At 44.4% G+C, this 14,826-nt stretch carries 13 protein-coding genes; all 13 read left to right on the top strand.

Going from position 1 to position 14,826, the window contains the following annotated elements:
* The first annotated feature begins 143 nt into the window (after nt 1–143).
* The 13 genes from HMPREF1195_RS08690 to HMPREF1195_RS08635 all read left to right on the top strand — a co-directional run bounded on the left by HMPREF1195_RS08690 (nt 144) and on the right by HMPREF1195_RS08635 (nt 14,823).
* Nucleotides 144–1,376, top strand: a complete 1,233-nt coding sequence (locus HMPREF1195_RS08690) for a bifunctional folylpolyglutamate synthase/dihydrofolate synthase (protein ID WP_023919887.1) — start codon at nt 144–146, stop codon at nt 1,374–1,376.
* Nucleotides 1,377–1,452: 76 nt separating this feature from the next.
* A complete protein-coding gene (locus tag HMPREF1195_RS08685; protein WP_023919885.1) occupies nt 1,453–1,863 on the top strand; it encodes an SP_0198 family lipoprotein in 411 nt (136 codons plus the stop codon).
* 276 nt (nt 1,864–2,139) lie between these two features.
* Nucleotides 2,140–3,675 (top strand): cardiolipin synthase, encoded by a 1,536-nt coding sequence (gene cls, locus HMPREF1195_RS08680; protein WP_023919883.1) that lies wholly within the window; start codon nt 2,140–2,142, stop codon nt 3,673–3,675.
* Between the two features lie 167 nt (nt 3,676–3,842).
* Nucleotides 3,843–5,681 (top strand): MFS transporter, encoded by a 1,839-nt coding sequence (locus tag HMPREF1195_RS08675; protein WP_023919881.1) that lies wholly within the window; start codon nt 3,843–3,845, stop codon nt 5,679–5,681.
* Between the two features lie 122 nt (nt 5,682–5,803).
* Nucleotides 5,804–8,014, top strand: a complete 2,211-nt coding sequence (gene nrdD, locus HMPREF1195_RS08670; protein ID WP_023919879.1) for an anaerobic ribonucleoside-triphosphate reductase — start codon at nt 5,804–5,806, stop codon at nt 8,012–8,014.
* A gap of 11 nt (nt 8,015–8,025) precedes the next feature.
* Nucleotides 8,026–8,166 carry a hypothetical protein gene (locus HMPREF1195_RS11170; protein ID WP_003002079.1) on the top strand — a complete coding sequence of 47 codons (141 nt, stop codon included), beginning with the start codon at nt 8,026–8,028 and terminating at the stop codon, nt 8,164–8,166.
* 320 nt (nt 8,167–8,486) lie between these two features.
* Nucleotides 8,487–8,987, top strand: a complete 501-nt coding sequence (locus tag HMPREF1195_RS08665; RefSeq protein ID WP_023919877.1) for a GNAT family N-acetyltransferase — start codon at nt 8,487–8,489, stop codon at nt 8,985–8,987.
* Nucleotides 8,988–8,991: 4 nt separating this feature from the next.
* Nucleotides 8,992–9,597 (top strand): anaerobic ribonucleoside-triphosphate reductase activating protein, encoded by a 606-nt coding sequence (gene nrdG, locus HMPREF1195_RS08660; RefSeq protein ID WP_023919875.1) that lies wholly within the window; start codon nt 8,992–8,994, stop codon nt 9,595–9,597.
* Between the two features lie 187 nt (nt 9,598–9,784).
* Nucleotides 9,785–11,254, top strand: a complete 1,470-nt coding sequence (gene cpsA / locus HMPREF1195_RS08655; RefSeq protein WP_023919873.1) for an LCP family glycopolymer transferase CpsA — start codon at nt 9,785–9,787, stop codon at nt 11,252–11,254.
* On the top strand, nt 11,251–11,982 hold the full coding sequence (gene cps4B / locus HMPREF1195_RS08650; protein WP_023919871.1) for a capsular polysaccharide biosynthesis protein Cps4B: 732 nt from the start codon (nt 11,251–11,253) through the stop codon (nt 11,980–11,982). The genes cpsA and cps4B overlap by 4 nt, the downstream gene beginning before the upstream one ends.
* 44 nt (nt 11,983–12,026) lie before the next feature.
* Nucleotides 12,027–12,722 (top strand): Wzz/FepE/Etk N-terminal domain-containing protein, encoded by a 696-nt coding sequence (locus HMPREF1195_RS08645; protein ID WP_023919869.1) that lies wholly within the window; start codon nt 12,027–12,029, stop codon nt 12,720–12,722.
* Between the two features lie 12 nt (nt 12,723–12,734).
* Nucleotides 12,735–13,427, top strand: coding sequence for a tyrosine-protein kinase (locus HMPREF1195_RS08640; RefSeq protein WP_023919867.1), 693 nt, complete (start codon nt 12,735–12,737; stop codon nt 13,425–13,427).
* A 19-nt stretch (nt 13,428–13,446) separates the two neighbouring features.
* Entirely contained in the window at nt 13,447–14,823 is a 1,377-nt protein-coding gene (locus HMPREF1195_RS08635) for a sugar transferase (RefSeq protein WP_023919865.1), read from the top strand.
* Nucleotides 14,824–14,826 lie beyond the last annotated feature (3 nt).

The following is a 14,826-nucleotide window of genomic DNA, read 5'->3' as shown; positions in this document are numbered from 1 at the left end:
TTTTAGCCCAGCTCCTTGAAATACGAGAGAGCTGGTAAGTCTGATGGACTTGCTGTAAAAATGAATGTAAATAAATGACTACAAAAGAAAGGAGCGCAAACGTCAGAAGAGGTTTTGTCGCTTTTTTCTTTTAGGAGGAAGATGTGAATAAGATTGAGCAATGGATGAATAGTCGGATCGGTCTGAATTTTCGATCGGGACTGGATCGTATGGAGCAGGCAGTGAGCCTTTTAGGGAGGCCGGATAAGGCTTATCCGATCCTTCATGTGACAGGAACCAATGGGAAGGGATCCACAATCGCCTTTCTGCGTCAATTGTTGATGGCACACGGAAAGAAGGTTGGGACCTTTACCTCTCCTCATATGATCAGTATCCATGATCGGATTTGTATTGGGGATCAGCCGATTTCAGATGAAGATTTTACTCGGATTGGCCAAGAAGTCCAACAAATGGAGCAGACCTTGCTTCAAACCCAGGATCAACTCTCTTATTTTGAGATTATCTGCCTCATGGCCCTCTTGTATTTTAAGGAACAAGCTGTGGACGTGGTCTTATTGGAAGTTGGTATCGGTGGGCTTCTAGATACCACCAATGTAGTGACGGGAGAAATCGCAGTGATCACTTCGGTTGGTCTCGATCACCAGGAAACACTGGGAGGGACGATTGCGGAAATCGCCCAGCAAAAGGCAGGAATCTTTAAGAAGGGCAAGAAAGCTGTGGTGGGTCCCTTGTCGGATGATGCCATAGCTGTTTGTCAAGAAAAAGCGAAGCAATTGGATGTGGATCTCCATGCCTTCCAGAAAGATTTTGGCTTAGAGCAGGACCGTTTTTGGAATGAACGTGTGGATCTTGTCTGGCCGTCTCTGGGCTTGAAGGGTGATTACCAACGGGAAAATGCTGCAGTAGCTCTGGAGACCTTTCTCCTCTATATGGAAGGCCTAGATCAAGAAGTAGATATGGATCAGGTCAAGCACGCCTTGCAAGAGACGCGGTGGCCGGGCCGTCTAGAGTTGTTTGGCGACCAGGTGTATCTGGATGGCGCCCATAATCCTCATGCTATGTTGCGTTTGATCGAGTTTGCCAATAGCTTAGCAGGAAAGCGCGTGAAGATTTTATTTGGAGCCCTCAAGCGAAAAGATTATAGCGGGATGCTCCAAACGCTTCAAACGGGATTGCCAGAAGCTGAATTGATTTTGACAACCTTCCATTACGGAGAAGTGGTGGCACAAGGCGACCGACAAGACCTGCCCTATGTAGCGGACTACAAGGCCTATATCAAAGAGTTTATGGATCAGAGTTCCCCAGATGAAGTCTTATTTGTCACAGGATCCTTGTATTTTATTGCGGAAGTAAGGGCATTTTTATTAGAGGGGTAAACAATTGACCTAAAGACTTTCTTGGCGTATACTGGTGGTAGATAGTATACGGTTATGGCGAAAGGAGCCGATCTTAATGAAAAAAATCATGTCTATACTGACCTTGGCAGTAGCCCTTTTCCTGACTGCTTGTAGCCAGCAAGAACAAGCGACACAGACTTCGAGCAAACAGACGTCTGCTTCATCACAGACTGTGACTTCTGCGAGTAAAGAACAGAAAGAAGGGGTGTCCATAGATGGAAGCTATCGAGGACAGGACGAGGAAAATACGATCCTCTTAGTTGTGACGGGTCAAAAAGGCACGTTTACGGTGCAAGATGCTGATGGAGAAGAAGAGACCAAAGAGGTCAGCATTGATCCGGTCAATCAATCCATGCGTATCGGGGATGAGCCTTATCGCTATCGGATCGAAGGAGATCAGTTGTCGCTAGAAGATCTGGAGCAAGCAGAGGATGATCAAGGGATTATTGTCCTGACCAAGCAATAAGGGACGAAACAAAAGAGAGTGGGACAGAAATCGGTAATTCGTTAGAATTCGATTTCGTCGTCCCACCTCCGCACAGTTGAGTAGGGCTGTAAAAGCTGATGAAATCAGCGTAGTAGAGCCCACTCAACCACTGCGTCTTGCTCGACAATCCAAAAATAATTGAGAGGCTAGGACTTCTGTCCCACTCTCTTTTTGTTTGTCTAGAAGGGGCTTGGTTGGTCGTTGCAACGGGTAAAAAGAATTGGTATACTAGTAGAAAGAAAAAAGGAGGATGCTGTGACCTTTCGAAAATTACGTCTATTAATGTCCAAATATGGATTTAGTATTTTGTTTATGGGCTTTGAACTATGGGCATCCTTTGCGGCCTTCTTCTGGCTTAATAGATGGTTCCCTCATTGGCTATCTGTTGCAGTCATTGGGCTCTTATATGTGTCGACAATCTTAGCTATTGTTAATCGAAATACCCCGCCTGAAAATAAGGTGACCTGGCTCTTGATTGCCGTCATTCCTGTCTTTGGATCGCTTTTATACCTCATGTTTGGAGAGCGACGTTTGTCCAAAAAGGAAATGATCCAGCTGAAAAATATGGAGTCCATGAAGTTTCGAGAGGACAATAGTCATCAGTTGCGTAAGGAGCTCAAGCAAGAAAGCAAGGCGGTTTATGGCTTGGTCAAGTCGATTTTATCCATGGATCACAATGCGGATCTCTACAATGGGACGGCATCAACCTTTTACCCTCTAGGGGAGGAGATGTATGAGCAACTACTAGAGGATCTGAGAGCGGCGAAAAAATTTATCTTCATCGAGTTTTACATCATTGATGAGGGCTTGATGTGGAACAGTATCCTAGAGATTTTAGAGCAGAAAGTGAAAGAGGGGGTCGAAGTCAAACTCCTTTATGACGATATCGGCTGTATGGCGACCTTGGCTGGGAACTATACCAAACGATTGCGAAAGATGGGGATTGATGCCCATAAGTTTAACAAGGTGATCCCCCGTCTAACAGTGGCTTATAATAACCGAGACCACCGAAAGATTCTGGTCATTGATGGGCAGATCGGCTATACGGGTGGTGTCAATTTGGCAGACGAGTATATCAACCATATTGAGCGGTTTGGTCACTGGAAGGACAGTGCCATCCGTTTAGATGGACGAGCTGTTAAGGCCTTGACGCGACTCTTCCTCATGAACTGGTACATCAACCGTGGGGAAATCGAGGATTTTGACCGCTACCATATTGAAAATAAGGCAGTTGAAGGCGAAGGGCTCTACATTCCCTATGGGAGTGGGCCAAAGCCAATTTACAAGTCGCAGGTCGGAAAGACGGTTTATCAAAATATGATCAATCAAGCGACGGATTACGTCTATATCACGACTCCTTATTTGATCATCGATTATGATTTGACAGAAGATATCCGCAATGCTGCCCTTCGTGGGGTGGATGTTCGCATCGTGACCCCGCATATTCCGGATAAAAAATTGATCCAAATTGTTACGCGTGGGGCTTACTTGGATCTGATGGATGCTGGTGTGAAAATCTATGAGTACACGCCTGGTTTTGTCCATAGCAAGCAAGTCCTGGCAGATGACGAAATGGCGGTTGTAGGGTCGATTAACTTTGATTACCGCAGCCTGGTCCATCACTATGAAAATGCTGTCTGGATGTATCGGACGCCTGCCTTGAAAAAGATTCGGGAGGACTTTGACCATATCTTTGAAGTGTCTCAAGAAATTACAGAGGATACCTTCCGCTTTACATGGCACCAAAGCTTAATCAAGGAAATTATGCAATTGTTCGCACCGATGTTGTAATAGGTGTGGGAATACAGAAGAAAGAGTCAGAAGTTGAGAGATCTGACTCTTTTTCCATAGGACTATGTGGCAAGAGGCTGACAGGGTCAGCAGAATTTGGTATACTAGAGAAGATAATGGGCTTTTTTCTAAAAGGAAAGAGCAAAGATCTAGAAAAAGGAAAAAGAATGAGCAAAAAAGAGCAAGAAATGACTTCGAAAAAATTAGGGATTCATGTGGGAGATAGTTTCCAGGATACACGTGAAATTCGCGAAGTGCTGGATAAATCGATTTTTCGTGAAGAAGAACCGACTCATAGCCAGCAGGCAGAAGTCTTGGAGGAGCCGGTTGCAATGGAGGCATCAGAGGAAATTAGTGATGCCAAGCCAGAAGCAATAGCAGAACCTACACAAGAATTGGAACAGGAAGCGGAGCAACCGCTCAGTCGGATGAGTCGTCGTTCGCGTAAGGCGGGAGTTGAAGCGACAAAAGCGGAAGCATCGAAGGTAGAAGAGAATACGGAAGAGCTAGAAGCAGATGTGGCAGTTGAGCCGATCCGTCGTCAAGCTAAGCGTCCAGTCCCCCTAGCGATTCCTTTTGTGTTGAGTCTCTTGATTAGTTTGCTGCATGTCGGGGTGCCATTTTTAACCCGTTTTGCAACCAATCAACAATCGCAAAACTTGTATGCTGGCTGGGCAATGACCAAGGGGCAAGTACCGTTTGGTGATTTTTACGGAACCAATGGTCTGCTCTATTATGCAATCAACTGGTTGGGAAGTTTAGCTGGTGGACATTGGATCTTGATGATCCTCCAAGCGATTGCCCTCTTCTTTGCGGGTACCTATCTCTATCGGGTTGTGCGCTTGCTGGTGTCTGATAAAGATACAGCGAAGAATGTCCAGTTACTCTTTTATTTCTTGGTGCTAGGCCTTGGTTTTGGAGGAACTTATGTGACTCTCTTTAGTCTTCCAATCCTATTTGCCAGCATGAATTTCATTTTGGCTTATTTGATTGGGCATCGTAAGGATGAAGGCTTTATCCTTTATGGTGCGATTGCAGCTGTGGCTTTCTTGATTGATCCGATGACCAGTGCCTTGTTTTATTTGTTGGCCTTCCTTGGATTAACAGCCTTTAACATCAAGCAGAAGAGATGGGCGCGTGGCTTTTATCAACTGCTAGCAGCTCTCCTTGGTTTTTCACTCGTCTTTTATCCAATTGGCTATATCACCGTTTTGAATCAGACTTTTGGCTATGCCATTAACCAAGTAACCTATGTCTTTAATGCCTTGAATTTTAGCAATGGACAGACCTTCAGTAATGCCATTTATTATGGACTGTTGGCGCTGGCCTTTGGCCTAGTCTCTGCCTTTTTGATGTCTTTTACGAAGCAAAATAGCAGTGCTCGCCGGATCTTCCGCTTTATGGGATGGGCAGGTAGCTTGGTGGTCCTCATTGTGTCGATTGGTCTTCCTGAACAAGGCGCTTACCAATTGTTACCGATGTTGCTATTTGTTCTTCCTTTGTTTGCGATCTGGTTCTCACGAGATGGGGAAGAAAACGATGGGATCGAACGTCGTGGTCGGAAGAAGAAAAACAAGGAAGTTTGGGCCGCTTACTTTACGAGCCAAGTTTTCTTACCGCTAGTAGCCCTTGTCTATCTCTTGGCGAATCCAGTGGTTCAAGATGTCGTGCTTCAGTCTGGTCAATCGAGTGAACGGAGCGCTATTGCCAGCTACATTAAACATCACACCAAGTCGAAAGATACCATCTATGCTTGGGATACGACAGCTACTCTCTATCAAGAAAGCGATCGTTTGGCAGCTTCTGCCTTATTGACCCCAATGTCTTATCTGGGAATTAATGAAAATCGGACCAATGTGATCCAACAAATCGATCGGTCTGAACCGAAGTATATTGTGGTCAACAATCAGGTGGAGTTGACCTCCAATATGAAGGACTTGCTCAAAGAAAATTATCGTCTGGTTGAGAAGAAATACCGTCATTTCAAACTCTATCAACGCTCTTAAGAAAATCAATATCTTGTGTTTTAGAAAGTTTTTTAGAATTTTCACCACAAGATATTGATTTTTATTTTTGGAGTGGTATAATACAACTTGTATGTAAATAAATGAAGAGAGGCATGTTTGGTATGATCACCTTGAGAGAAGAAAAACTGAGAATGGCCCCGGATATTTTTGTTGAAAAACGAGATGGCCGTCGTGTTCAATTCGATGTTGAAAAAATTTATAAAGCCTTGTTGAAGGCGACAGAAGAAGTGACTTCTCTCACTCCCGTGATGGAAGCCAAACTAGAAGCTATTGTCGATCGTGTGATCGCAGAGATCTTGGAACGTTTTCCAAATGGCGTGAAGATCTATGAGATCCAAAATGTTGTCGAACATGAATTGCTTCAAGCCAATGAATATGCGATTGCTGAGAGCTACATTACTTATCGGACGCAGCGGGATTTTGAGCGCTCAAAAGCGACGGATATCAACTTTACGATTGGAAAACTCCTCAACAAGGACCAAGCCGTTGTCAATGAAAATGCCAATAAGGACAGCGATGTCTTTAATACGCAAAGGGACTTGACGGCGGGGATTGTTGGTAAGTCTATTGGGCTCAAAATGTTGCCTAAACACGTAGCCAATGCCCATCAAAAAGGGGATATTCACTACCATGATTTGGACTATAGCCCTTATACACCGATGACCAACTGCTGTTTGATCGATTTTGAGGGCATGCTCAGAAATGGCTTTAAGATTGGGAATGCAGAAGTAGAAAGTCCTAAGTCCATCCAAACTGCAACGGCTCAAATCTCGCAGATTATTGCCAATGTAGCCTCTAGCCAGTATGGCGGTTGCTCAGCAGACCGGATCGATGAAGTCTTGGCTCCTTATGCAGAAAAGAATTATCAGAAGCACTTGAAAGATGCAGAGGAGTGGGTTCTCCCTGAAAAACGCGAGGACTATGCTTGGCAAAAAACGAAAAAAGACATCTATGATGCCATGCAATCGCTGGAATATGAGATCAATACCCTCTTTACCTCAAATGGGCAAACGCCCTTTACTTCGCTTGGCTTTGGTCTTGGAACCAATCGCTTCGAACGGGAAATCCAAAAGGCGATTTTGGAAATCCGGATTAAGGGACTTGGATCAGAACATCGGACAGCTATCTTTCCAAAATTGATCTTTACCCTCAAGCGGGGGCTCAACCTAGAACCTGGAACCCCTAACTATGATATCAAGCAATTGGCCTTGGAATGTGCCACTAAGCGCATGTACCCAGATGTTTTGTCTTATGACAAGATTGTCGAATTAACAGGCTCCTTCAAGGTGCCGATGGGATGTCGTTCTTTCCTTCAAGGTTGGAAGGATGAAAATGGCGTAGAAGTCAATTCTGGCCGGATGAACCTAGGGGTTGTGACGGTCAATCTCCCTCGGATTGCCTTGGAATCGGGCGGAGACAAGGAGAAGTTCTGGCAAATCTTTAATGAACGGATGAACATCGCTGAAGATGCCTTGGTTTACCGGGTGGAACGCACCAAAGAAGCGACACCGGCCAATGCGCCGATTCTCTACCAATATGGGGCTTTCGGGAAACGCTTGGGCAAGTATGACCAGGTAGATCAGCTCTTCCGTCATCGCAGAGCAACCGTTTCTCTTGGCTATATCGGACTCTATGAAGTCGCAACCGTCTTTTATGGTCCAAATTGGGAACACAATCCAGAAGCCAAACAATTCACGATCGATATCATCAAGGATATGAAAGCGCGCGTGGAAGAATGGTCTGACCAGTATGATTACCACTTCTCTATCTATTCGACACCGTCAGAAAGCTTGACAGATCGCTTCTGTCGCCTGGATATGGAGAAATTTGGTAAGGTTCCAGATATCACAGACAAGGAATACTACACCAATAGTTTCCACTACGATGTTCGTAAGAACCCAACGCCATTTGAAAAGTTGGATTTTGAAAAAGTTTATCCTGAAGTTGGAGCTTCTGGTGGCTTTATCCACTATTGTGAATACCCTGTGCTCCAACAAAATCCAAAAGCCCTTGAAGCGGTTTGGGATTATGCCTATGACCGGGTCGGTTATCTCGGTACCAATACGCCGATTGACCGTTGTTACAAGTGTGATTTTGAAGGAGATTTCACACCGACTGAGCGCGGATTTGCTTGTCCAAACTGTGGCAATAGCGATCCTAAGACGGTTGATGTGGTCAAACGGACCTGTGGTTATCTAGGAAACCCTCAAGCTCGTCCGATGGTCAATGGCCGTCATAAGGAAATCGCGGCGCGTGTCAAACACATGAATGGATCCACGATCAAATCAGCTGGACACCAAGTGACAGATTAGAAAAGGACATTATGGGAAAATACCAATTAGATGATAAGGGCAAGGCTCAGGTTCAACGATTCCACGAAAAGCATTCAAAGGGTGGAATCAATAAAAAAGACCGAGTAGCCAGCCTGAGAGAACAATTTTTAAATAAGAACAAGAAAAAATAAAGGTGAGAATTCTCGCTTCATATTGAAGATGGAATTCTCTTTTGAGACTTCCTTGGGTGGGGTACGGACGTCAGCGAACTTCTACGAAGTTCCATGACTAATTATTGAGCCTAGGGTCTCAATAATTCCGGATGCCTGAAACTTGTTGGTTTCAGGCATTTTTCCCACGGCGGAAAGTCTCAGTAGATTCTTGAAAAAGTTTAATAAATAAGCGTCATCTTATTGATTCAGTATTTATTAACTCATTTTATTAAAAATGATTGTTTATGTTGTAAAGTGAGAGTCCGCTCTCGCTTTTCTCGTATGGGGGGGAGGTAAAGATGGAATTACGTAGACCAACTTTAGCAGATAAAGAAACCATTCTAAACATGATGGCAGAGTTCGAAGAGACCCAGTCGGCCCACGACGGCGGCTTTTGGGATGCTGAGAACTTTGATTATGAGGAGTGGCTAGAAACTAACCTTAATAAAGAAATGGGAATAAACTTGCCTGAAAATCGCGTTCCATCAATTCAGTTCGTATTGTTTGATGAATCAGGTCATGCTTTAGGTTTTTTGAATCTACGGCTGAGACTAAACGAGGGATTGCTGAATTATGCTGGTCATATCGGCTACTCCATCCGTCCTTCTGAAAGGGGAAAAGGTTATGCCAAGGAAGCTCTCCATCAAGGTCTGCAAGTGGCTAAAGAAAAGAACATCCATCGTGCTCTGGTAACTTGTAGCACGGAAAATCCGGCCAGTCGAGCGGTTATCTTAGCTAATGGCGGTCAATTTGAAGATGTTCGAAATGGAACGGAGCGTTATTGGATAGAAGTGGAGTAGAAGGATGACATGGAATACACCTAAACCAGGCGAATGGAAGAGTGAGGAACTGAGTCAAGGGCGCATCATTGACTATAAGGCTTTTAACTTTGTCGATGGCGAAGGAGTCCGCAACTCCCTTTATGTGGCCGGCTGCATGTTTCACTGTGAGGGCTGTTACAATGTAGCGACCTGGTCTTTCAAGGCGGGTATCCCCTACACCAAAGAGTTGGAAGAACAGATTATGGCAGATCTTGCCCAGCCTTATGTTCAAGGTTTGACCCTACTTGGGGGGGAACCCTTTCTTAATACCGGCATCCTTCTGCCCTTGGTCAAGCGCGTGAGAAAAGAGTTGCCTGATAAAGATATCTGGTCTTGGACCGGCTACACCTGGGAAGAAATGATGCTAGAGACACCAGACAAGCTAGAGCTTCTCTCACTGATTGATATTCTGGTGGATGGCCGCTATGATAAGAGCAAACGCAACCTCATGTTGCAGTTTCGTGGCTCTTCTAATCAACGGATCATTGATGTTCAAAAATCCCTCAAAGAAGGAAAAGTCGTCATCTGGGACAAGCTCAATGATGGCAAGGAAAGTTTTGAGCAGGTCAAACGGGATGATCTTTTGTAGGATCTTCAAAAAACCGGGTTTTTCACTCGGTTTTTTGGATTCTCTGCATAAGTATACAAGGGATTTTGTCTATTTCAGAAAACGCTTACTTTTCAAATGTCCATAATGGACAAAAAAGTGATAATTAATGCATTTTTTGCTAAAAATATGTTACAATAAATATGATTAGGACTAATTGGAGGTATTTATGTCACAAAGGAGACGGAGTCGTCGTTCAGAGCATAAGTGGGGGCAATTGCGAATCGTTAATTCCGTATTGCTTATTTTTTTGCTTATGACCGCGAGTTGGGCGACCTATACCATGTTGGCCAATAACATCTTGGCTTTTCGCTATGTTAATGTTCTCGTGATGGTACTACTAGCTGTTCTCTTGCTCTTGTCAGCTTGGTTTGTGATCAAAAATCAGGCCAAAAAGACAACTTTGGTCCTGCTTCTTGTCGGCTTATTGGCTAGTTCAGGAGTTTTGTTTGCTAGTCAACAGCTACTAAATCTGACCAGTAATGTCAATGGCCATTCTAACTATACAGAGTTTGAGATGGCTGTCTATGTCAAGAAAGACAGTGACATCAAAGATATCAAAGACATCAAGGAAGTGGTGGCACCAAAGGGCAACAATAATGAAGCCAATCTCACGGCCCTCTTGGACAATATCAAAAAGACCAAGGGTCAGGAAATTTCTGTAGTGGATGCACCGACTTATCTAGATGCCTATAAGAGCCTGCAAGAAGGGAATGCTTCTGCCATGGTGCTCAACAGTACCTTTGAAGATACTATCGCTGCTGAAGATGCCGACTATGCGAAGAAGTTGAAGAAAATCTATTCCTACAAGATTCGAAAAGAAGTGGCAGCAACGAGCAAGGTGTCTGCCAATGCGGATGTCTTTAACATCTATGTCAGCGGGATCGATACCTATGGCCCAGTAACTTCGGTTTCTCGATCAGATGTCAATATCATCATGACCGTCAATCGGAAGACCAAGCAAGTTTTGTTGACAACGACGCCGCGGGATGCCTATGTACCGATTGCAGATGGTGGTAACAACCAAAATGATAAGTTGACCCATGCGGGGATCTACGGTGTGGATGCTTCCATTCATACCCTTGAGAATCTCTATGATATCAAGCTCAACTACTATGTTCGTCTCAATTTCACCTCCTTCCTCAAGTTGATTGACCTTCTAGGGGGAATCGATGTGGAAAATGACCAAGAATTCACGAGCTTGCACGGGAAGTTCCATTTCCCAGTAGGAAAGGTTCATTTGAATTCAGAGCAAGCCCTCGGTTTTGTCCGAGAACGCTACTCTCTTCAAGGTGGCGACAATGACCGTGGGAAAAACCAAGAAAAAGTCATTGCGGCCATTATCAAAAAGTTGACCTCTACTAAGGTCTTAAGCAACTACAATGAGATTATCGGAAACCTCCAAGATTCTGTCCAAACCAATATGCAGTTGCCAACTATGATGAACTTGATCAATACCCAGCTAGAAACGGGTGGTTCTTATGAGGTGACCTCACAAGCGATCACCGGACAAGGACGAAATGATTTGCCATCTTATGCCATGCCTGGTTACAACCTCTATGTCATGGAGTTGGATCAAGCGAGCTTGACTAAGGCTAAGGAAACCATTCAAAAAGTGATGGAAGGAAAAGAAAAATGATTGATATCCACTCGCACATCGTCTTTGATGTGGATGATGGACCAAAGACAAGAGAAGATACGCGTACCTTATTGGAAGAAAGTTATCGCCAAGGGGTACGGACCATTATCTCCACTTCTCATCGTCGCAAGGGAATGTTTGAAACTCCCGAAGAAAAGATTTCTGAGAATTTTCAAGAAGTGAAAAAAATTGCGGCAGAGGTCGCGCCAGATTTAACGATTCATTACGGGGCAGAGATCTACTTTACGAATGATGTCTTAAAAAAACTGGAAGAAAAGATCATTCCACGTTTAGCTGAGACGCGCTTTGCGCTGATTGAATTCAGTATGGGAACACCTTACAAGGAGATTCATACCGCCTTGGACCGTTTGCTCCATCTAGGCGTGACACCGGTGGTGGCCCATATCGAGCGCTACAAGTGCTTGGAGAAAAATGAGGAGCGCGTGCAAGAGATGATTGACATGGGCTGCTACATGCAGATCAATAGTTCGAGTGTTCTCAAGCCTCGCCTCTTTGGGGATGAGCAAAAACAACTGAAAAAACGAGCTCGGTACTTCTTAGAAAAAGACTTGGTCCACTTTGTGGCTAGTGATATGCACAATGTGGATAAACGACCGCCTTACATGGCAGAAGCCTATCGCTTGATCAAGGAAGAATACGGAGAACGACGAGCACAAGCTCTCTTTGTCGACAATCAGCAGCTCTTGTTAGCGGATGAATTAATCTAACCAGGAAACAGGTGGAGAGATCCACATGAAGGAGTAATTAGGAAATGAACAATCAAGAAAATCAAGCAGTGGAAATTGATGTTTTCGCTATGCTGAAGACCCTATGGAAACGCAAGTTTTCGATCGTTTTGGTCGCTCTTGTCTTTGCCATTGCAGCATTTGGCTACAGTGCCTTTTTAGCCAAGAAAGAATACCAAAGTACTAGCCGGATCTACGTGGTCAGTCGTCAAAACCAAGATAACAATGCCTTGACAAACTCTGATTTGCAGGCTGGTTCTTACTTGGTTAAGGACTACCGTGAAATCATTCTTTCTCAAAATGTCTTGAGCCAAGCCATCGAAGAATTGAAACTCGATATGACACCTGCTGAGTTGTCGAAAAAGATCAGTGTATCCGTTCCAACAGATACTCGTATCCTTTCGATCACGGCTAAGGACGGAAATCCAAAAGAAGCAGCTCGTATTGCCAACGGCCTTCGGAATGTAGCAGCTGAAAAGATCATTGCTGTGACCAAGGTATCAGATGTTACGACCTTGGATGAAGCAGAAGTGCCTCAATCACCTTCTTCACCAAATATCCGACGCAATGTCCTTCTTGGCTTTATTGCTGGAGCTGGTTTGATGGTGGTTCTCATGGTCGTAGTAGAAGTCTTGGACGATCGTGTCAAGAGACCAGAAGATATCGAAGAGTTGATGGGCTTAACCTTGCTTGGTATTGTGCCAGATATTAAGAAACTGTAGACTGGGGATCGCATGAATACGTTAGAAATTTCAAAAAATAAATTACAAGAAATTCGGAAGGCAGAAGAGTACTTCAATGCCCTAGCGACGAATATCCAATTGAGTGGGGTGGACTTAAAAGTCATCGCCATCTCATCTGTTCAAGAAAATGAAGGGAAATCAACCACTTCAACCAACTTGGCCGTTGCCTTTGCGCGTGCGGGTTACAAGACCCTCTTGGTCGACTGCGATATCCGGAACTCTGTCATGACAGGGGTTTTCCGTAGCCGGGATAAGATCCAAGGCTTGACCGACTTCTTATCTGGTCGTAGCCAATTGGACCAAATCTTGTATGCGACTGATTTTCCAAATTTGGATATCATCGAGTCTGGACAGGTAGCGCCAAACCCAACAGGTCTCTTGCAAAGCAAGAACTTCACTGTGATGATGGATGCCTTGCGTGAGCATTTTGACTACATCATTGTCGATACGCCTCCAATCGGGGTCGTGATTGATGCGGCCATTATCGCCCAACGCTGTGATGGAACTGTCTTGATCACAGAATCTGGTGCCAATGGACGCAAGGCTGTCCAAAAGGCTAAGGAACAATTAGAACAAACAGGCACCCCTTTCTTAGGAGTCGTGCTCAATAAATTTAACATTAAAGCTGCTGAATATGGTTCGTATGGAGGATACGGATCTTACGGAGAGTACGGGAAAAAGTAAAGAATAGGATTGAGGGGAAATGGGAGAAGAAAGAATTGAACTGGAAAAACTAAATATTGTTCTCTTTCAAAGTTTAGCTGTCCTATTTTCAGCTTACATTGTGAGTCTTTTTAAGGATGCAGAATACACGTCACAGACGATCGCCATTCTCTATCTCTTACATTTTGTAGCTTTCTACATTAGCAATATTGCCTATCGTTTTTACAGCAGGGGCTACTTGGATGAGCTCTTTCAGGTTTTGAAATACAATGTGTTTTTCGCTGTTGGGATCACCTTTACCTCTTTTATGCTCGATGGGGTCTTTTCCATCTCTCGTCGGGGGATGATCTACTTCTTTCTTTTGAATACTTTTTCTGTCTATGTCATGGATCTCTTGCTGAAGAGATACCGGAAGTCTGTTTCACCACGGCGAAAAAGCTCGAGAAAGATTTTCCTGATCACAGCGACCAGTCGGATGGAAAAAGTCTTTGATATTCTGCATTCGCCCAGCCTCTATCATGGGGAATTGATCGGTGTCACTGTCATGGACGATACTGATTTTGCTCATTCAGGTGTACGGGTGGTGCAGCCAGATCAAATGATGAACTTTGTGACCAAGGAAGTGGTGGATGAAGTGTTTATCAATCTGCCAAGTGAGGACTACAATATTAGTGACTTGGTCTCGGAGTTTGAGAGTATGGGGATCGATGTATCGGTCAATCTCAATGCCTTTAACTTCGCGTCCTTAGGTAATAAACGGGTTCGAGAAGTCGGAGGGCTAAGTGTCGTTACTTTCTCAACCAATTTCTACAAGCCGAGTCACGTGTTTGCTAAACGTCTCTTAGACATTGCAGGAGCCCTCTTTGGTCTCTTGATTTGTGGACTAGTGAGTATCGTCTTAGTCCCTCTGATTCGTAAGGATGGCGGACCTGCCTTCTTTGTACAAAAACGGGTCGGAAAGAACGGACGGTATTTCAACTTCTATAAATTCCGCTCCATGCGTGTGGATGCCGAAGAAATTAAGAAAGATCTCATGGCACAAAATACCATGACAGGTGGCATGTTCAAGATGGAAAATGATCCGCGGGTAACGCCAATCGGACGCTTTATCCGTAAGACCAGTCTCGATGAATTGCCACAATTTTACAATGTTCTGATCGGTGATATGAGTCTAGTCGGAACTCGTCCCCCAACGGTTGACGAATACCAAGAATATACGCCAGCCCAAAAACGCCGACTCAGTTTCAAGCCAGGGATTACCGGCCTTTGGCAAGTGAGCGGACGCAGTGAGATTACAGATTTTGACGAAGTGGTCAAGCTCGACGTTGCGTATATGGATGGTTGGACGATCTGGAGAGATATTCAGATCCTGCTCAAGACCGTGAAGGTTGTACTTAGAAAAGAAGGAGCGAAGTAGGCT

Source organism: Streptococcus parasanguinis CC87K (assembly GCF_000507765.1).
Taxonomy (GTDB): domain Bacteria; phylum Bacillota; class Bacilli; order Lactobacillales; family Streptococcaceae; genus Streptococcus; species Streptococcus parasanguinis_J.
Note: the sequence above shows the minus strand (reverse complement) of the source record. Positions and strands in the feature narration are given on the sequence as shown.